Annotated in this window: 15 protein-coding genes; 9 read left to right on the top strand and 6 right to left on the bottom strand. The window is 69.8% G+C overall.

What is annotated here, in order from left to right:
* Positions 1 to 117 precede the first annotated feature (117 nt).
* The gene (locus tag ACWD3H_RS34645) at positions 118 to 600 is read right to left on the bottom strand and encodes a MarR family winged helix-turn-helix transcriptional regulator (RefSeq protein ID WP_451957984.1); all 483 of its coding nucleotides are present in this window, start codon (positions 598 to 600) and stop codon (positions 118 to 120) included.
* Between the two features lie 267 nt (positions 601 to 867).
* Between ACWD3H_RS34645 and ACWD3H_RS34640 the strand changes: the two genes are divergently transcribed.
* The 3 genes from ACWD3H_RS34640 (at position 868) to ACWD3H_RS34630 (ending at position 2,933) form a co-directional block, all read left to right on the top strand.
* Entirely contained in the window at positions 868 to 1,353 is a 486-nt protein-coding gene (locus tag ACWD3H_RS34640; RefSeq protein WP_451957983.1) for an STAS domain-containing protein, read from the top strand.
* Between the two features lie 179 nt (positions 1,354 to 1,532).
* Complete coding sequence (locus tag ACWD3H_RS34635) at positions 1,533 to 2,228, top strand: hypothetical protein (RefSeq protein WP_355567203.1); 696 nt, start codon at positions 1,533 to 1,535, stop codon at positions 2,226 to 2,228.
* Between the two features lie 51 nt (positions 2,229 to 2,279).
* Positions 2,280 to 2,933 (top strand): hypothetical protein, encoded by a 654-nt coding sequence (locus tag ACWD3H_RS34630; protein WP_451957982.1) that lies wholly within the window; start codon positions 2,280 to 2,282, stop codon positions 2,931 to 2,933.
* Between the two features lie 4 nt (positions 2,934 to 2,937).
* Here ACWD3H_RS34630 and ACWD3H_RS34625 read toward each other — a convergent pair whose 3' ends face one another.
* Together ACWD3H_RS34625 and ACWD3H_RS34620 are read right to left on the bottom strand one after the other, a co-directional pair.
* Positions 2,938 to 5,163 (bottom strand): heavy metal translocating P-type ATPase, encoded by a 2,226-nt coding sequence (locus ACWD3H_RS34625; RefSeq protein WP_451957987.1) that lies wholly within the window; start codon positions 5,161 to 5,163, stop codon positions 2,938 to 2,940.
* Between the two features lie 168 nt (positions 5,164 to 5,331).
* Positions 5,332 to 6,321 (bottom strand): hypothetical protein, encoded by a 990-nt coding sequence (locus ACWD3H_RS34620; protein ID WP_451957981.1) that lies wholly within the window; start codon positions 6,319 to 6,321, stop codon positions 5,332 to 5,334.
* A gap of 218 nt (positions 6,322 to 6,539) precedes the next feature.
* Between ACWD3H_RS34620 and ACWD3H_RS34615 the strand changes: the two genes are divergently transcribed.
* Both ACWD3H_RS34615 and ACWD3H_RS34610 read left to right on the top strand, forming a co-directional pair.
* A complete protein-coding gene (locus ACWD3H_RS34615) occupies positions 6,540 to 7,058 on the top strand; it encodes a SigE family RNA polymerase sigma factor (protein WP_350963692.1) in 519 nt (172 codons plus the stop codon).
* Positions 7,051 to 7,830 carry a hypothetical protein gene (locus ACWD3H_RS34610; RefSeq protein ID WP_451957980.1) on the top strand — a complete coding sequence of 260 codons (780 nt, stop codon included), beginning with the start codon at positions 7,051 to 7,053 and terminating at the stop codon, positions 7,828 to 7,830. The genes ACWD3H_RS34615 and ACWD3H_RS34610 overlap by 8 nt, the downstream gene beginning before the upstream one ends.
* 98 nt (positions 7,831 to 7,928) lie before the next feature.
* Here ACWD3H_RS34610 and ACWD3H_RS34605 read toward each other — a convergent pair whose 3' ends face one another.
* Positions 7,929 to 10,484: a GcvT family protein gene (locus ACWD3H_RS34605; RefSeq protein ID WP_451957986.1), complete on the bottom strand. Its 2,556-nt coding sequence runs from the start codon at positions 10,482 to 10,484 to the stop codon at positions 7,929 to 7,931.
* A 105-nt stretch (positions 10,485 to 10,589) separates the two neighbouring features.
* On the opposite strand from ACWD3H_RS34605, the gene ACWD3H_RS34600 reads away from it, so the two are divergent.
* Positions 10,590 to 11,528, top strand: a complete 939-nt coding sequence (locus ACWD3H_RS34600) for a phosphotransferase (RefSeq protein WP_451957979.1) — start codon at positions 10,590 to 10,592, stop codon at positions 11,526 to 11,528.
* A 9-nt stretch (positions 11,529 to 11,537) separates the two neighbouring features.
* On the top strand, positions 11,538 to 13,097 hold the full coding sequence (locus ACWD3H_RS34595) for an amino acid permease (protein WP_451957978.1): 1,560 nt from the start codon (positions 11,538 to 11,540) through the stop codon (positions 13,095 to 13,097).
* A gap of 93 nt (positions 13,098 to 13,190) precedes the next feature.
* Here the strand turns inward: ACWD3H_RS34595 and lipB are convergent, their stop codons facing one another.
* Together lipB and ACWD3H_RS34585 are read right to left on the bottom strand one after the other, a co-directional pair.
* Positions 13,191 to 13,829 (bottom strand): lipoyl(octanoyl) transferase LipB, encoded by a 639-nt coding sequence (gene lipB / locus ACWD3H_RS34590; protein WP_451957977.1) that lies wholly within the window; start codon positions 13,827 to 13,829, stop codon positions 13,191 to 13,193.
* Positions 13,830 to 13,844: 15 nt separating this feature from the next.
* The gene (locus ACWD3H_RS34585) at positions 13,845 to 14,030 is read right to left on the bottom strand and encodes a PspC domain-containing protein (protein WP_343964802.1); all 186 of its coding nucleotides are present in this window, start codon (positions 14,028 to 14,030) and stop codon (positions 13,845 to 13,847) included.
* 243 nt (positions 14,031 to 14,273) lie between these two features.
* Here ACWD3H_RS34585 and ACWD3H_RS34580 point away from each other — a divergent pair, with 243 nt between their 5' ends.
* A complete protein-coding gene (locus ACWD3H_RS34580; RefSeq protein ID WP_451957976.1) occupies positions 14,274 to 15,806 on the top strand; it encodes a M28 family metallopeptidase in 1,533 nt (510 codons plus the stop codon).
* Positions 15,807 to 15,905: 99 nt separating this feature from the next.
* Positions 15,906 to 17,411 (top strand): M28 family peptidase, encoded by a 1,506-nt coding sequence (locus ACWD3H_RS34575; protein WP_451957975.1) that lies wholly within the window; start codon positions 15,906 to 15,908, stop codon positions 17,409 to 17,411.
* Positions 17,412 to 17,471 lie beyond the last annotated feature (60 nt).

Below are 17,471 nucleotides of genomic sequence, written 5' to 3'. Positions count from 1 at the left end.
TCAGGCGGCGCCTCGCCGCGTTGTCGTCGGTCACCGCAGCACGCTGCGGCTCCCTCCTCCGCCTTGCGAGACACCACCTGACCGATCCTCGCCACAGCAAGATCCGCAGGACAGGGCCTAGGGCGCCGGAGACTCGCGGATCTCGGCCAGCGAGATCCGCATGGCGTCGGCGGCGCGGGTGAACCAGTCGGAGATGGCGGCCAGCTCGTCCGGGCCGTAGCTCTCGAAGAGCTCGACGAGCCGCCGGTAGGTGGGTTCGTACGCCACCGCGATGCGGGCGGCCGGGTCCCCCTCGGGGACGATCCGGATGCGACGGCGGTCGTGGGGGTCGGGGACGCGCCGGGCGTAGCCCGCGCTCTCCAGGCGGTTGACCACCCCGGTGACGGCCCCGGTGGTGAGACCCGCCAGTTCGGCGAGGCGCCCCGCGGTGAGCGCCTCCCCTTTCGCGCCGAGGATGAAGCCGAGACACGTCAGGTCCGTGACGTTGATGCCAAGGCGCTCGGCGAGCGTGTGCTGCCCGACCATGCTCAACGCGATCAGCTGGTCCATCCGGCTCAGGACATCCAGCGGCGAGGCCCCGGGGCCGGACTTGCCTTCCATCGCGAATTCTCCTTACTCTCTAAGAGATTTAGCTCGTGAGCTAAATGATACGGGCGGATCCAACTTAGCCGCCCGCCGTCCGGTGCCACACCGCGGCCCGCGGCAGGCGGCGATACGGACGGAGGAGAGCACATGGGGATAAGAAAAGACCTCGCAGAGCCGGCGGAGACAGGTGATTCCGCCCTCCGGTGGGGCAGCCGGCTCCACATACCTGGTAAGACGGAGGGAACGCCCGCCCTGTGAACCGCGGGCTTAAGGAGTCTTTCCATGCCACCCGAAGGTGTGAACGCGCTCTCCGTCTCGACCGGCGCGCACGAGGGCGCCATCGTGGTCCGGGCGATCGGCGAACTCGACTACGACTACGCACCGGTCTTCCGGAGGGAACTCGCCCGCTTCTGGAGCACGAGCACCGCCGGCTCTCCGCTCTCTCCCCCGCCGCTCCTCCCGGAGAACCCGCCCTCCCCGTCCCCACTGGTCCCGCCCCCCTTCGAGACGGCTCCGGGTACCCGGGCCGAGGCCACCCCCCTGCTCATCCTCGATCTGGCGGGGCTCACCTTCTGCGACTCCACCGGGCTCGCGGAGCTGCTCTGGATCCTGCGCCGGAGCCAGGAGACGCGGACCCGCCTGGTGGTGACCGGGGCGAGCCGGACACTGCGCCACATGCTCGCCACCACCGGGCTGCTGAGCTACTTCACGATGGCCGCCTCCGTGGAGGAGGCACTGCTCGGTGAGACCGGGACGGCGGAAGGCTGAAGGGCACCGGCGGGCCCTGCCCGGCCGCCGTGAACGGCCGGCCGCGCCCCGTGGGTGACGTGCCCGCAGAAGTCCTGAGATATATGTCGTCAAAACACACTCATTAGCCTGACAAGTGAGTCAATATCTTCCTACGGGAAAATCCACTCTTCGTCGAAAGTGGGGTCCCGATGCGGAAGATGTCACCGCGGGCGACCGCGGAAGCACTGCCCGAGACCCTGGACGGGCTGCCAGTGGCACCCAGGGAATTCCTTGCCCTCGTGTCCGTGGACTTCACCGGGACGTACCAGGTCTACCTGGCCGCCAAGGACGAGCGCATCAAGATGACCAGGCTCTCCATGAGCCTGCTCTCCGCCCCGTTCGCCGCCGCGATCGCGCTGACCGGCGCGAAAGTGATCAGCCCGAACATGCTGACCTCATGGCAGGGCGTGCCCTGGTACCTGTTCGCGACGGTCGCCGCGTTCGGGCTGCTCAGCGTACTGCCCTTCCTGCGGCTGATCGAGGCGGTGAACGCGCACATGAGAACCGCGCGGGCGCTCAACAATTTCCGTCTGCTCTACGTCGTCCACCTCAAGGACCAGTTCTCGGCCCTCGGCTGGACTCCCAACCTGCCGGTGGACCCCCGCTATCCGGAGACGTACGCGCCGTTGGCCTGGCCGGGGATCAACGTGATGATGCTGGCCCTGGTCAACAGTTCCTACATCGCGGTCGGCGTGCTCGGGATGATCGGAGCCGTGCCCACCACAGCCCTGCTCCTGGTGATCATCGGGCTGCTCGCAATGATCCACTACTTCGTCTACTACGTCCGCGCCAACGTTTCCCGGCAACGCCGGCTCCCACACAATCCCTTCCATTTCCCCAACGTGGAGACCTGAATGCCCGACCTCCTCAGATTCGCGTCTTGTGGGGAGACGTGGATCTGGCTGATGCGACACGTGACGAACAACGGCCGGCCCGCCCTGGACGACCGCGGCCCGATCATCGAGGCACCGGCGGTACTGTTCGAGATCACCACTCTGGCCTGGGACGATCCGGTCCTGAAATGCTACGGCGACGCGGGGAAGATCCCGCTGTACGCCAGCAAGTTCAGCGAGCGGTCGATAGTGCCACCCTTCAAGTACAGTTACGGAGGGCGGCTCCGCCAGTTGCTCGGTGTCGACCAGCTCGGCTGGATCGTCGACGTGCTCCGTTCCAAGCCGTACACCAAGAGCGGTTGGATCTCGCTGACCGTTCCCGGCGAGCAGCCCGACGCGGTGCCCTGCCTGACCAGCCTCGCCTTCAGGCTCCGTGCCGGGCAGCTGGCCATGACCGCCGCCTTCCGGTCCCAGAACGCGTTCACCAGCTACCTGAACTACGTGCCGCTGCGCGGTGTCCAGAGCGAGGTGGCGGACGGCCTCACGGTGGGCTGCGGGTCGATGAGGATCTTCGTCGACGTGCCGCACATCTACGCCGCGGACTCAGTGACGGTCGGCAGGATCCTCCGGCTGTCGGAACGCGACGGGCTCGGCGCGGGAGACCCCGCACCGAGCCCTGACGTCGAACCCGCACCCTCCGCCGACCTGGCGGTGCCGGTACGGTGACCGGTCACCTGAAGCGGCGCAGCCGGAGGCTGTTGCTGACCACGAAGACCGAGGAGAGCGCCATCGCGCCTCCGGCGATCATCGGGGTGAGCAGCCCGAACGCGGCCAGCGGGAGGGCGGCCACGTTGTAGGCGAAGGCCCAGAACAGGTTGCCCTTGATGGTGCGCAGCGTGCGGCGGGACAACCGGATCGCGTCCGCGGCCACCCGCAGGTCGCCGCGGACCAGGGTGAGGTCGGAGGCCTCGATCGCGACGTCGGTGCCGGTGCCCATCGCCATGCCGAGGTCGGCCTGGGCGAGCGCGGCGGCGTCGTTGACCCCGTCGCCGATCATGGCCACGGTACGGCCCTCGGTCTGGAGACGCTTGACGACCTCCACCTTGTCCGCGGGCAGCACGTCGGCGATGACGTCGTCGACGGCGTCGATGCCGACGGCCTCGGCGACCGTACGGGCCACCGTCTCGTTGTCGCCGGTCAGCAGGATCGGGCGCAGGCCGAGCGCGCGCAGCGCGGCGATCGCCTCGGCCGAGGTGGGCTTGATCGCGTCGGCGACGGTGAGCACCGCGCGGGCCTTGCCGTCCCAGCCGACCGCGATGGCGGTCTCCCCACGCGCCCACGCCCGGTCCAGCTCCTCCGAAAGGTCGGCCGGCAGGTGCTGCGACCATTCGGCGAGCAGTTGGGGGCGCCCGACGAGAACGGCGTGCCCGTCGACGACACCCTGGACGCCCAGGCCCTCGATGTTCGCGAAGTCCTCGACCTTGGCGGTGGAGTCCGCGGCGCGGGCGACGGCGCGGGCGATGGGGTGCTCGGAGGCCGCCTCCAGCGCCCCGGCCAGCCGGAGCACCTCGTCGCGATCCTGCCCCTCCGCGGTGAAGACGTCCTTGAGGGTCATCGTGCCCGACGTCACGGTGCCGGTCTTGTCCAGGACGACGGTGTCGATGCCGTGGGTCGACTCCAGTGCCTCGGGCCCCTTGATCAGGATGCCCAGCTGGGCGCCACGGCCGGTGCCGACCATCAGCGCGGTCGGCGTGGCGAGGCCCAGGGCGCAGGGGCAGGCGATGATGAGCACCGCCACGGCGGCTGTGAAGGCCGCGGCGGCTCCGGAACCGGTGCCGAGCCAGAAGCCCAGGGTGACCACGGACAGGGCGATCACGATCGGCACGAACACCGCGGAGATCCGGTCGGCCAGCCGCTGTACGGCGGCCTTGCCGTTCTGCGCGTCCTCCACCAGCCTGGCCATCTGGGCGAGCTGGGTGTCCGACCCGACCCGGGTGGCCCTGACCACGAGCCGTCCCCCGGCGTTCACGGTGGCGCCGACCACGGTGTCACCCGGCCGCACCTCAACGGGAACCGACTCACCGGTCAGCATGGAGGTGTCCACGGCCGAGGAACCCTCCTCGACCACGCCATCGGTCGCGATCTTCTCCCCCGGCCGTACCAGGAAGAGGTCTCCCACCTTGAGACTGTCGACGGGAACGAGTTCCCCGGAGGCCAGCGTGACCTCCTTGGCGCCCATCGACAGCAGCGCGCGGAGCGCGGCACCGGCGCGGCGCTTGGAACGGGCCTCGAAGTAGCGGCCCGCGAGGATGAAGGTGATCACTCCGGCGGCGGCCTCGAAGTAGATGTTCCCCGAGCCGTCGCCCCTGGAGAGGGTGAACTCGAAGCCGTGCCGCATGCCCGGCATCCCGGCCGTACCGAAGAACAGGGCCCAGAGGGACCAGGCGAATGCGGCGATCGTCCCCATCGAGACCAGCGTGTCCATGGTCGCGGCGCCGTGCCGCAGGTTGGTCCAGGCCGCCCGGTGGAAGGGCCAGCCGCCGTAGACCACGACGGGTCCCGCCAGGGCCAGGGAGAGCCACTGCCAGTTGTCGAACTGCAGCGCCGGGATCATCGCCATCGCGACGACCGGCACCGACAGCACGATGGAGATGATCAGGCGCTGCCTGAGCGGCGTGAGCACGTTCGGCTCGACCGGCTCCGCCATCCCCTCGGGGGACGGCGCGGCGGGCAGCTCGGCGGTGTATCCGGCCTTCTCGACCTCCGCGACCAGGTCCTCGGGGGTGACGTCACCGGGGTAGGCGACCTTCGCCTTCTCGGTGGCGTAGTTGACGGTCGCGGTCACCCCGTCCAGCTTGTTGAGCTTGCGCTCGATGCGTGCCGCGCAGGAGGCACAGGTCATGCCACCGATGGCGAACTCGATCTCGCCGCCGGCGGGCGGCCTACCGGTGGTCATGGACGTCATGTCCTCTCCTTGTGTCTCGTCTGTCGTCGTACTCGGCCGTGCGCCTCGTCGGGGGCTGGGCACCGGCCCGTTCGGGCGGTCGCCCCCGCCACGGGTGGGGGCGGACATGCTCTGCCCTCTCACCCTGGGAACACATAACCCCCTCGGGGTATTTCACGGCTACCGTCCGTGCTCGTGGGAGCCGTGACCGTCCCCGGCCGGCGCCGTGGCCCCACCGGCCTCGGGATCCGGGCTGGTGGCGGCGGTGAAGGCGGCGGTGCGCACGGTGCCGGCGTGCTTGAAGTCCAGGTAGAGCCCGTAGGTCCCCGCGCTCGGCACCTCGGCGTAGAAGGTGATGTCCGGGCCGGGTGCGGTGCGCCCGTCATCGGGCGCGCCGTCGGGGTGCACGTGCAGGTAGGCCAGGTCACCGTCACGGAGCGCGACCAGGTGACCGTACGCGGCCAGGTAGGGCTCCAGGTCGGTGACCGGTTTCCCGTCCTTGGAGATCGACAGCGTGAGCATGCTGGTACGGCCGGGCACCAGGTCGCCGGCCAGGGTGACGGTGTAGTCGCCCACCTTCGCGGTCTCCGCCGGGACGGCCGGCGGCTCGGGCCGGTAGTCACCCGCCACCGACAGGTCCATGCCGAGCGTCATGGCCTCCGCCCCCTCCGGGGCGAAGTCGGCGAACGCCCGGTACTCCCCGGCGGCGGGAAGCTCCAGCGGGACCGACCAGACCCCGCCCTTCTGGGTGGGGTGCAGGTGCTGGAAGCCGGTCAGGTCGCGGCGGACCACGATGAGGTGCAGCTTCTTGTCATGCTGGGTGGTGAACCCGGTGACCGGATGGCCGCCGGGACCGATCACCGAGAAGCGGAAGTCGGTCCGCTTGCCCGCCTTGACCTCGTCGGTCTCCGGCAGGAGCGTGTATCCCCCCTGGGAGACCTGGAGCCCGCCGGGAACGGCCGGTGCCCGCACCGCCCCCGGCCCCTCGTCGTGCCCCGCGCCCGCCCCGGCGGCATGGCCGGCGCCCGGCTCGGCACCGTGGCCCGCATCGCGAGTGGCCTCGGCCACCGCGCCTCCAACGGGCCCGACCACCCGGCCGACCCCCAGCGCGCCGCCGAACACCGCCGCCAGCCCGACCACGTACGCGCCCACCTTGATCGCGCCGTTCATCACTCCTCCTCAATACCCCTATGGGGTATCTATCGACTCCACCACAGTGCCACACCACCACCCTTTCCAGCAACCCCCTGGGGGTATACCTGGAGCTGGTCTCCAGAGCCCAGGATCGCCGATGCGCAGGTCGGTGACGGGTTTTACCGAAAATCGGCGGCGGGCAACCCTTCTCTCCGCTCAGGCGTATGGAGAGGTATGAGATCGGATGAACTGAGGTGATCGGCCGAGATGATGCTGGATTCTCAGCTTTCGTCGCCGCACGCGGCACGAGCCTGCTGAGGATCGCCCATCTCGCCTGCGACGCCACCGAGGACGCCGAGGACCTGCTGCAGACGGCCCTGGAGCGGGCGTACCGCAACTGGGGCCGGGTCCGGAGCGACAGCGATCCAGAACCCTACGTCCGCCGCATCATCGTGAACACCGCCATCAGCCGTGCCCGGCGCAGGGCGGTCCTGAGGATCATCCCGACCGGCACCCCGCCGGAACGGCCGTCGCGGGAGACCGACATCCCGCTCCGCCACGCGCTCATGGACGCGCTGCGCGAGCTGCCGCCCCGGCAGCGCGCGGTGGTCGTCCTGCGCTACTGGGAGGACCTCAGCGAGGCGCAGACCGCGGAGATCCTCGGTTGCTCGACGGGAACGGTCAAGAGCCAGGCGTCCAAGGCGCTCGCCAAGCTGCGGCCGGCGATCGGCGGGGAGCCGTTGGAGGAGGCGATCAGGAGTGCCCATGCTTGAACAGGAGATCCGCCAGATCATGGCGGACGAGACCGCGCGGCTGCGCGCGGCCCCCGGCCTGGCCGAGCGGGTGATCCGGTCCTCGCGGCGCAGGAGCGCCAGGCGGATCAGGATCACCGCCGTGGTCGCCGCGGCGGCCGTCGCGGGGATCGCGGCCCCCGTCCAGCTGGCGCTGAACCCGGCTCCCGCACCGCACGACCAGGTCGCGACCTCCGGGACGCCGGAGCCTGACACCGGCGACCGGAACGCGCCGCAGCCCCTGTTCACCGAACCCCCGATGCCCACGCCGACGCCCACGGCCACTCCACGCGTCTTCCGTACGCCCGTCGGCATCGGCACCGGGAACACCCTGGGGCGCGTCCACGTGGGATACATGACCGGCGGCCTGGTACGGAACGCCTGGGCGGTGAACCGAGGCGACGAGTACTCCACGACGTGGAGCTATCCGGACGACGGCGAGGGCTCCTACCGTGTCCAGATCTTCGTCTTCGAGGGTCTGGCCGCCGCACGCGCCGACGAGCAGTGGCAGAGCTACCGCGTTGCGAACAAGGGGAGACAGGTGCCCCTCGGCGATGGCCGGACCGGTTATGTCGTCGACCAGTGGGTCGGCGAGGACGGCGGGAAGGGGACCCCGAGCATCTTCCTGCAGGTGGGCGAGGAACGGGCGGTCGAGGTGATGATCAGTCCTGATTACGCGAAGGATCTCGGCGGCAGACGGGCGGTCGAGCGCGAGCTGACCGCGGTCGCCGCCGGTCTCACATCGGACGATTGAACCGGCGAGGGGACGGGCCCCGGACGGCGCGCTCCCCGGAGCCCTGGCGGTGCGCGCCGTCCGGGCTCCGGTACGGCACCGCCCCCTCGGCCGGACGGTCAGGGCGGCAGGCGACGGACGCGTTCTGAGGACGGGTCGTAGAGGGGTTCGGCGGCGACGGCGGCGCCCACCCAGGTGCCGGTCACGCCGACCTCGACGCGGTCACCCGGGGCGGTGCCCTCGGGCAGGTAGGCGTAGGCGATCGAGCGGTCGACCCGGTGGCCGTACCCGCCGCTGGTCACCCGCGAGGCGGGCAGGCCGCCGGAGCGGACCGGCTCGCCACCGAGACAGACCTGACGCGGGTCGTCCAGGACCAGGCAGAACAGGCTCCGCGCGGGCACCGGGGCCGTTGGACTCGCGGCCGAGGAGGCCGAGGAGGCCGGTGCGGGACCGTCGCCGGCGGGGCGGTAGGCGGCGTCCAGGGCGGCGCGGCCGAGGAAGTCCTTGTCCCCGGCGACCGCGAAGCCCAGGCCCGCCTCGTACGGGGTGGTCTCCGGGGTGACGTCCAGGCCCCAGACGCGGTAGCCCTTCTCCAGGCGCATCGAGTCGATCGCGCGGTACCCGGCCGGGCGCATGCCATGCGGCGTTCCCGCCTCCATGAGCGTGTCCCAGAGCGTCAGGCCGTACTCCGAGGGGCAGTACAGCTCCCAGCCGAACTCGCCCACGAACGTCACCCGCTGGGCCAGCACCGGGACTCCTCCGACACTGATCTCCCTGGCCCTCAGGTAGCCGAAGGTCAGGTCGTCGCCGGAGACGGAGCCGAGGATGTCGAGCGCTCGCGGGCCCCACAGGCAGTAGCAGGCATGGGCCGAGGTGACGTCACGGACGTCGAGTCCCCGGCCACGGAGCCAGGCGGCGTCGTGGACGCCGAAGGCGGTGCCGGTGACCAGCCGGAAGCGGTCGTCGGCCAGGCGGGTGACGGTCAGGTCGGCCTCGACGCCGCCGCGCGCGTTGAGGAGCTGGGTGTAGACGATCGAGCCCACCGGCCTGTCGAGCTGCCCGGCGCACGCCCGCTGCAGCCCTTCCAGTGCTCCTGCTCCCGCCACCTCCAGCTTGGCGAACGAGGTCTGGTCGAACAGGCCCGCGGCGTCGCGGGTGGTCAGGCACTCCTCTCGGACGGCCGGCGACCAGATCCGGCCGGCCCATCCGTCCGGGCGGAGGCCCCGGCCGTTCTCCCGGACATCCCGGCCGCCCCTCCGGAGGCCCTGGCCTTCCGAGCGGACATCCCCGTCGCCCAGGGGAGGGTCCCGGTCGGGCTCCGCGGCCGGGCGGGCGTTGGACTCGAACCAGTTCACCCGCTCCCAGCCGGCCTTCTCGCCGAACGCCGCCCCGAGCTCCGCGTGCCGGACCCAGGCGGGAGAGCGGCGGAGCGGCCGGGCGGCGGTCCGTTCCTCACCCGGGTAGACGATGTCGTAGTACTTCGAGTAGGAGTCCAGGGCCTTGGCGCGGCTCCACGCCGCGGAACGGGCGTGCAGCCCGAAGCGTCGCAGATCCATGCCGAACACGTCGTACTCGGGCGAGCCATCCACGATCCACTCGGCCATGACCTTGCCCACGCCGCCGGCCGCGGCCAGGCCGTGGACGCAGAAGCCCGCCGCCGCCCACAACCCGCGGACCGAGGTCTCGCCGAGAAGGAACTCCCCGTCGGGGGTGAACGCCTCGGGGCCGTGGACGACCTTCGTGATCTCGGTACCTGCCAGGGCGGGTACCCGCCGCACCGCAGACTCCCACGATTCCTGGAATTTCGGCATATCAGGGGGAAAGACGGTCCGAGGCTCCTCAAGCGGGGCAGTCGTGGACCAGATCTCCGGGTTTCGGATATACCCACCGACCAGAATCCCGCCATTTTCTTCCCGGAAATAGACAATGTTGTCCGGATCCCGCACCGTGGGCGTGGAGGAAGGAACCCCGAAAGGCTCGGTGACCACATATTGGTGTTTGATCGGCACAACCGGAATGTCCACCCCGGCCAGCCGCCCGACCCGCCCGCTGGCCGCACCCGCCGCGACGACCACGGTCTCCGTCTGAACCGACCACTCCTCGAAGTCCTCGGCTCCCTCGGTGCCCGAAGCGAGCCGTACGCCGGTGATCGCCCCGCCCGCCACGTCGAGCCCCACCGCGCGAGTCCCGGTGAGGATCCGCACGCCCAGCTTCCGCGCCCCGGCCGCCAGCGCCCTGGCCAGCAGCGCCGGATCCAGCCAGCCGTCCCCGGGCAGCCAGAGCGCGGCCCGCACGTCGTCGGTGTACAGCAGCGGGGACATCTCCCCGGCCTCGGCGCCGGAGAGCACCTCAAGACCCAGCCCGTAGGTCTCCCCGGCCCCGGCCAGGCGCAGGGACTCCTCCACCCGCTCGGGCGTGGTCGCCAGGCGGAGTCCACCGACCCCGTGCCACCCCGGGTCCAGGCCGGTGAGCTCGGCCAGCTCGGGATAGAGACCGGCCGAATACATAATCATCTTGGTCTGGGTGACCGTGGAGCGGAGCTGGCCCACGAACCCGGCCGAATGCCAGGTGGTCCCCTCGGTGAGTTCGTGTCGCTCGACGAGTATCACCTCGGTCCAGCCGAGCCTTGCCAGATGATAGGCCACGCTGCACCCGGCCACCCCGCCACCGATCACGACGGCCCGTGCAGAGCCGGGAAGTTTCAAAGTCCGCAACCCCTCTGTAACACCTCGTCCGCAGAATCGGATCAATGGTCTGAAGGTAGGCCAAAGGAGAGCGGCATGCCAGATCCTCTAGGGGACGTCCGTAAATGGGCCGGACAGCCCGTGACCGAGACGCCGATCAAGGGCGGGCTCAGCCATCGGATCGCCAGGCTCGACGCCGCCGACGGACAGCGCTGGCTGCTGCGGGTGCTCGATCCCCGGGTGTCGGCCGCCGGCCTGGGCATACCGCTCGACGAGGAGATCGCCAACACCGTCCACGCGGCGGACGCGGGGGTAGGTCCCAAGGTGCTGCACCGGCTGCCCGGCGCGCTGGTGCTGGAGTACCTCGACGGCGTCACCCTGGACGCGCACACCGTGCGGACACTTCCCGGCCCCATCGCGGCGGCCTGCCGCCGGCTGCACGCCGGGCCCCGGTTCGTCAACGACTTCTCCATCTTCCGCAAGCTCGACGAGTTCCTCGCCCTATGCCGTACCCACGAACTGGGCACACCCGACGGCTACCAGGACCGTCTTGCCACGGTGACGGAGATCGAGCGGGCGCTGGCCGCCGACCCGCTGCCCAAGGTGCCGTGCCACAACGACCTGCTGCCGGAGAACTTCATCCGCTGCGGCGCCGAGGTCAGGATCGTCGACTACCAGCTCTCCGGGAACAACGACCCCGCCTTCGAGCTGGGCGACATCGCCGCCGAGGCGGACTACGACCCGGACCTGACCACCCGGCTGGCCCGCGCCTACTTCGGCACCGACGACCGGCGGCTCACCTCCAGGGTCCGGCTCAACCTGATCATGTCCAACCTGACCTGGACGCTCTGGTTCGCCGTGCACCACGGGCTGCTGAAGGAGCGGGCCGCCGACGCCGACTTCGACTACGAGGCCGAGGCGGCCGACAAGTTCTCACAGGCCGTACGAGATCTGGACGACCCGGAGTTCGGGCGGCTCGTCGATGACGTCCGGGGCGCGAGCACCGGATTCCCACCCCCCGCACCACCACGCTAGGAGGCTTGCGTGACCAAGCCAACGTCGGTCGACGAGGACGCGAGGCGACTCGCCGAACTCGGTTACAAACAGGAGCTCTCCAGAACCTGGAGCGGTTTCTCGAACTTCGCCATCTCCTTCTCGATCATCTCCATCCTGGCCGGTTGCTTCACCACGTTCGGCCAGGCCTGGAACAACGGCGGCCCCATCGCGATCTCATGGGGGTGGCCGCTGATCTCGATCTTCATCCTGATCATCGGGCTCTGCATGTCAGAGCTGGTGTCGGCCTACCCGACCGCCGGCGGCATCTACTGGTGGGCCGCGAAGATGGGCAAGCCCATCCACGGCTGGTTCACCGGCTGGTTCAACCTCATCGGCCTGATCGCCGTGACGGCCTCGGTCGACTACGGCTGCGCGACCTTCCTGAACATCACCCTCAACCGGTTCTTCCCCGGCTGGAATCCCACCCTGACCAACGCGTTCATCCTGTTCGCGATCGTCCTGGTGCTGCACGCGCTGATCAACATCTTCAGCCACCGGCTGATCTCGCTGCTGCAGAACGTCTCGGTGTGGTGGCACGTGTTCGGCGCGGCGGTGATCGTGCTGATCCTGATCTTCGGTCCCGACTCGCACCAGTCGATGTCGTTCGTCTTCACCGAGACGATCAACAACTCCGGCTTCTCCGACTCGTCCTACTGGTTCTACGTGCTGCCCCTCGGATTCCTGCTGACCCAGTACACGATCACCGGGTTCGACGCGTGCGCGCACGTGTCCGAGGAGACCCAGGGCGCCTCCACCGCCGCCGCCAGGGGACTGTGGCAGTCGATCTTCTACTCGGCGATCGGCGGCTGGATCCTGCTGCTGGCCTTCCTGTTCGCGGCCACCGACGTGAACGCGGTCAACGAGGCGGGTGGCTTCGTCGGCGCCATCTTCGACAGCGCGCTCCCCGGCAACCTGGCCACGGCGATCTTCGCGATCTCCACCATCGGCCAGTTCTTCTGCGGGATGAGCTGCGTGACCTCGATGTCCCGGATGACCTACGCGTTCTCCCGCGACGGCGCCGTCCCCGGCTGGCGCCTGTGGTCGAAGGTGGACGGCAACCGGACCCCGGTCAACGCGATCATCTTCGGCTGCGCGGCCGCGCTGGTCCTCACCCTGCCCGCGCTGTACGAGGCCCCCGACGGGTTGCCGCTGGCCTTCTACGCGGTCGTCTCGGTGGCGGTCATCGGCCTCTACATCGCCTTCGCGATCCCGATCTGGCTCCGGCTGCGGATGGGCGACCGGTTCGAGCCGGGTCCCTGGACGCTGGGATCGAAGTACCGGGTCATGTGCTGGATCGCCATCGTCGAGATCGTCATCGTCTCGATCTACTTCGTCATGCCACTGGTCCCGAAGGCCGTGCCGTTCAACGACGGCTTCACACCGGCCGCGGTGAACTACGCGCCGATCGTGGTCGGCGTGATGGTGCTGGGCGTGGGCCTGTGGTGGGCGCTGTCGGCCAGGCACTGGTTCACCGGCCCGCGCCGCACGATCGACGAGCTCGACCCGATCGGTCCGGTCGACCCGGTCGGCAAGGAGCCGATCGGCTGACCGGCCCCGGCCGGCTTCCCCAGACCCGTGCCGGTCACCGCCCGAGGATCGGCCGGCGCGAATCCGGGTCACCCCGGAAGGCCGGGAAACCGGTCAGCTCGCCTCGAACGCCTTCGCCACCGCGGCCCGGACCTGCTCCATGGCCGCGGTGGCGGGGGCCTCCCGCCGCATCGAGGTCATGTCGACCTCGGGCATGCCGCAGGCCACCGCCCAGCCCCACGGGCTCAGGTCGCCGTCGACGTTGAGGGCGAACCCGTGGCTGGTGACGCCCCGGCTCTGCCGCATGCCGATCGAGACGATCTTGCGTCCCGTCTCGACGGTCCACACGCCGGTCAGCAACTCCGAACCCGGCGGGGTATCGCGGCGCTCGGCCGCGACTCCCAGCGCGCCGAGCGCTGCGACGAGCCTCAGCTCGACCTCCCGGACGTAGTCGACGATCCCCTCGTCCTCGCCGAGCTTGACGATCAGGTACCCGACCAGCTGGCCGGGGCCGTGGTAGGTGAGCTGGCCGCCGCGACCCGTGCTCACGACCGGGATGCCGTGAGCCGGATCGGGCAGGTGCTGCTCAAGGGTTCGCCTGCCCGCGGTGTACACCTGCGGGTGGCTGAGCAGCCAGAGCGTGTCGGGGCGCTCGTCGCGTTGCCGCTGACCGACCAGGTCGGTCATCCGCTCCATCGCCTTCTCGTAGTCGACCAGGTCGTCCTGGACCAGGGTCAGGGGGCGTTGCCTCATGCCCCCAGCTTATTTTCAGTAGCGAGCCTCCGGCGCCTTGGGTATGAAGATCCACATGAGCACGTAGACGACCCAGAGCGGCCCGGGAATGAGTGAGAGCAGCAGCCACAGCACCCGGACGAGGGTGGGCGGCAGGTTGAGACTGTCCGCGATCCCGCCGCAGACTCCGGCGATTATCTTGTGGTTTCTCGAACGGTACACGGCGTCTTCTCCCCGAATCGGTGTTCTTCGCCCGGTCAAACGAACGGCCGGGACCGCCACGTTCCCGAGGCACCCCTGAGAAAACCCTGACAGGGTCGAACTTGATAACTTTTCTTGTCAGTCAGCGTCGATACATCCCTAGGCGAACGCGGTTGATACCGGTACGTTCCGCCATGTACCTATAGGGAGTCTCCCTCCGTTCCACCCCCTAGGAGCGTTATGCGCCTGAGGTTACGACGCAGCATGGTCCAGACCGCCACCCTGGTCACGGCCATCGCTCTCCCCCTCGCCTTCACCGCACCGGCGAGTGCCACCATCGCGGCCCCCAGTGTCCCGGACATCCTCGCCAACGCGTTCGCGACACAGATCAAGGGCAGCAACGTCAAGAAACACCTGGACAAGTTCCAGCAGATCGCGACCGCCAACGGCGGCAACCGGGCGGCGGGCACGTCCGGCTACGACGCCTCCCTGGCCTACGTGCAGGACAAGCTGAACAAGGCCGGATACAAGACCTCCACGACCGACGTCGAGTTCCCGATCAACTGGGAGGAGTTCAGCCCGTCGGTCCTGCAGAAGACGGCCCCCGAGGCGAAGACCTACGCCAACCCGGCCGACTTCGTGACGGTGATCTCCTCCAGCCCTGGCGACGTCACCGCCCAGATCCAGGTCGTCGACGCGGTCATCCCGCCGGGACCGACCCCGAGCACCTCGACCGCGGGTTGCGAGACCGCTGACTTCGCCGGGTTCGTCCCCGGCCGGATCGCCCTGCTCCAGCGCGGCACCTGCCCGTTCGTCGACAAGGCCACCAACGCCAAGGCGGCCGGCGCGGCCGGTGTGATCTTCTTCAACGAGGGCCAGCCCGGCCGTACCGACCCGCTCCTCTTCGACATCGTCGAGTGGCGCTTCGGCTTCCCCATCGTGATGGCGAGCACGGCCGTCGGCCTGGACCTGGCCGCCAGCCCGAACACCACGGTCCGCCTGAAGGTGGACGCCAAGACCACGGTCGGCCGTACCAAGAACCTGATCGCCGACTCCCGCTGGGGCAAGTCCGGCGAGATCGTGGCGGTCGGCGCGCACCTGGACAGCGTTCCCGAGGGCGCCGGCATCAACGACAACGGCTCCGGCAGCGCCGCCGTCCTGGAGACCGCGCTGAAGCTGGCCAAGGTGCCGACCAAGTACAAGCTCCGCTTCGCCTGGTGGGGTGCCGAGGAACTGGGCCTGCTCGGCTCCGAGCAGTACGTCGCGGACCTGTCCCAGGCCGAACGGGACAAGATCAGGCTCTACCTGAACTTCGACATGATCGCCTCGCCGAACGGCGGCACCTTCCTGTACGACGGTGACGACTCCGACGCCGAGGGCGCCCCTGCCGGTCCGGCGGGGTCGGCCGAGATCGAGAAGCGCCTGGAGAGGTTCTACGGCAAGCGCGGCCTGCCCTTCGAGGGCACCGACTTCACCGGCCGCTCCGACTACGGTGCCTTCATCGCCAACGACATCCCGGCCGGAGGCATCTTCAGCGGCGCCGAGGGCGTCAAGACCGCCGAGCAGGCCGCCAAGTTCGGCGGGACCGCCGGTGTCGCCTACGACCCCTGCTACCACGCCGCCTGCGACGGCATCGGCAACATCGACGCCGCCGCGCTCGACCGCAACTCCAAGGCCGTCGGCTACGCCACCGCGTTCTTCGCCTACGACCTGACGGGCATCCCCGACCGCAACGCCGCGACGCTCGCCAGGACCGCGGCGCAGACCGCGACGGCTCCTGAGGGCGCGGCCCGCTAACGACAAAGTCCAGCAAAGCGCACCACCACGCTATACGGCGCGCACCCACCACGGGTGCGCGCCGCTCGGGGGACCCCCACACCCTCAAACCCGAGGAGCATGATGCGCAGTCTGTGGACCATGGGCATGGCGGCGATCCTGGCCATCCCTCTGGCATTCACTGCACCATCGGCGTCGGCCGCCGTCCCACCGGACATCTCGCTGACCGCCGTGAAGGCACACCTCACCCAACTCCAGTCCATCGCCACCGCCAACGGCGGCAACCGCGCGCACGGCCGCCCCGGCTATCTGGCCTCGGCCAACTACGTCAAGGGCCTGCTGGACGGCGCGGGGTTCACCACCACCCTGCAGTCGTTCACCTACGGCGGCGCGACCGGCTACAACGTCATCGCCGACTGGCCCGGAGGCGACCCGAACGACATCCTCATGGTCGGCGCCCACCTCGACAGCGTGACCGCGGGCCCCGGTATCAATGACAACGGCTCGGGCAGTGCCGCCATCCTGGAGACCGCCCTGGAGGTCTCCCGCCAGTCGCTGGCTCCCACCAAGCATCTGCGCTTCGCCTGGTGGGGCGCGGAAGAGCTGGGTCTGCGCGGCTCGCAGGCCTACGTGAACAGCCTCTCGTCCACCGAGCGGGCCAAGATCAAGGGCTACTACAACTTCGACATGGTCGGCTCGCCCAACGCCGGCTACTTCATCTACGACGGCGACAACTCCGACGGCGTCGGCTCGGGCCCCGGCCCGGCGGGCTCGGCGCAGCTGGAGGCGACGCTCCAGGCGTACTTCACCTCGATCGGCGTGGCCACCCGGGGCACCGACTTCGACGGCCGCTCCGACTACGGGCCCTTCATCGCCGTCGGCATCCCGGCCGGAGGCACCTTCACCGGCGCCGAGGGCGTCAAGACCAGCGCCCAGGCCACCCTCTGGGGCGGTACGGCGGGCCAGGCGTTCGATCCCTGCTATCACCGGGCCTGCGACACCACGGCCAACATCAGCGACACCGCACTGAACCGCAACGCCGACGCCATCGCCTACGCGGTGTGGACCACCGCCACCGCCACGCCGCCGACGGTCGTCTGGCAGGACACCTTCGAGACCTCGACCGGCTGGACGACCAACCCCTCGGGTACCGACACCGCCACCTCGGGCCAGTGGGAGCGCGGTGTCCCGCAGGCCACCACCTCCAGCGGCGCCAAGCAGCTCGGCACCACGGTCAGCGGCACCAACGACCTGGTCACCGGCAGGCTCGCGGGCACCGCGGCGGGCGACTACGACATCGACGGAGGAGTCACCAGCGTCCAGTCACCGGCCGTCACCCTGCCGTCGACGGGAACGCTCAAGCTGGCGTTCTCCTGGTACCTGGCGCACGGTTCCAACTCCTCCACCGCCGACTTCCTGCGGGTGAAGGTCGTCGGCTCCACCACCACCCAGGTGTTCCAGCAGCTCGGCGCGGCCGCCAACCGCAACGGCGCCTGGGGCGCGGCCGACGTCGACATCTCCGCCTTCGCCGGGCAGAGCGTCCGGATCCTCGTCGAGGCCGCCGACGCCTCGACTGCCTCCCTGGTCGAGGCGGGGGTGGACGACGTCAAGATAACCCGGCAGTAGGCCGGAGCAAGGTCAGAAGGCCGGGCGGTCGCAGACCTCGACCGCCCGGCCTCACCGTCC

Source organism: Streptosporangium sp. NPDC002607 (genome assembly GCF_053592655.1).
Note: the sequence above shows the minus strand (reverse complement) of the source record. Positions and strands in the feature narration are given on the sequence as shown.

Excerpts from the sequence above, each read along its gene's own strand:
- ACWD3H_RS34645 (WP_451957984.1), bottom strand. The coding sequence starts at position 600 with ATGGAAGGCAAGTCCGGCCCCGGGGCCTCGCCGCTGGATGTCCTGAGC.
- ACWD3H_RS34640 (WP_451957983.1), top strand. The coding sequence starts at position 868 with ATGCCACCCGAAGGTGTGAACGCGCTCTCCGTCTCGACCGGCGCGCAC.
- ACWD3H_RS34635 (WP_355567203.1), top strand. The coding sequence starts at position 1,533 with ATGTCACCGCGGGCGACCGCGGAAGCACTGCCCGAGACCCTGGACGGG.
- ACWD3H_RS34630 (WP_451957982.1), top strand. The coding sequence starts at position 2,280 with ATGCGACACGTGACGAACAACGGCCGGCCCGCCCTGGACGACCGCGGC.
- ACWD3H_RS34625 (WP_451957987.1), bottom strand. The coding sequence starts at position 5,163 with ATGACCACCGGTAGGCCGCCCGCCGGCGGCGAGATCGAGTTCGCCATC.
- ACWD3H_RS34620 (WP_451957981.1), bottom strand. The coding sequence starts at position 6,321 with ATGAACGGCGCGATCAAGGTGGGCGCGTACGTGGTCGGGCTGGCGGCG.
- ACWD3H_RS34610 (WP_451957980.1), top strand. The coding sequence starts at position 7,051 with ATGCTTGAACAGGAGATCCGCCAGATCATGGCGGACGAGACCGCGCGG.
- ACWD3H_RS34600 (WP_451957979.1), top strand. The coding sequence starts at position 10,590 with ATGCCAGATCCTCTAGGGGACGTCCGTAAATGGGCCGGACAGCCCGTG.
- lipB (WP_451957977.1), bottom strand. The coding sequence starts at position 13,829 with ATGAGGCAACGCCCCCTGACCCTGGTCCAGGACGACCTGGTCGACTAC.
- ACWD3H_RS34580 (WP_451957976.1), top strand. The coding sequence starts at position 14,274 with ATGGTCCAGACCGCCACCCTGGTCACGGCCATCGCTCTCCCCCTCGCC.
- ACWD3H_RS34575 (WP_451957975.1), top strand. The coding sequence starts at position 15,906 with ATGATGCGCAGTCTGTGGACCATGGGCATGGCGGCGATCCTGGCCATC.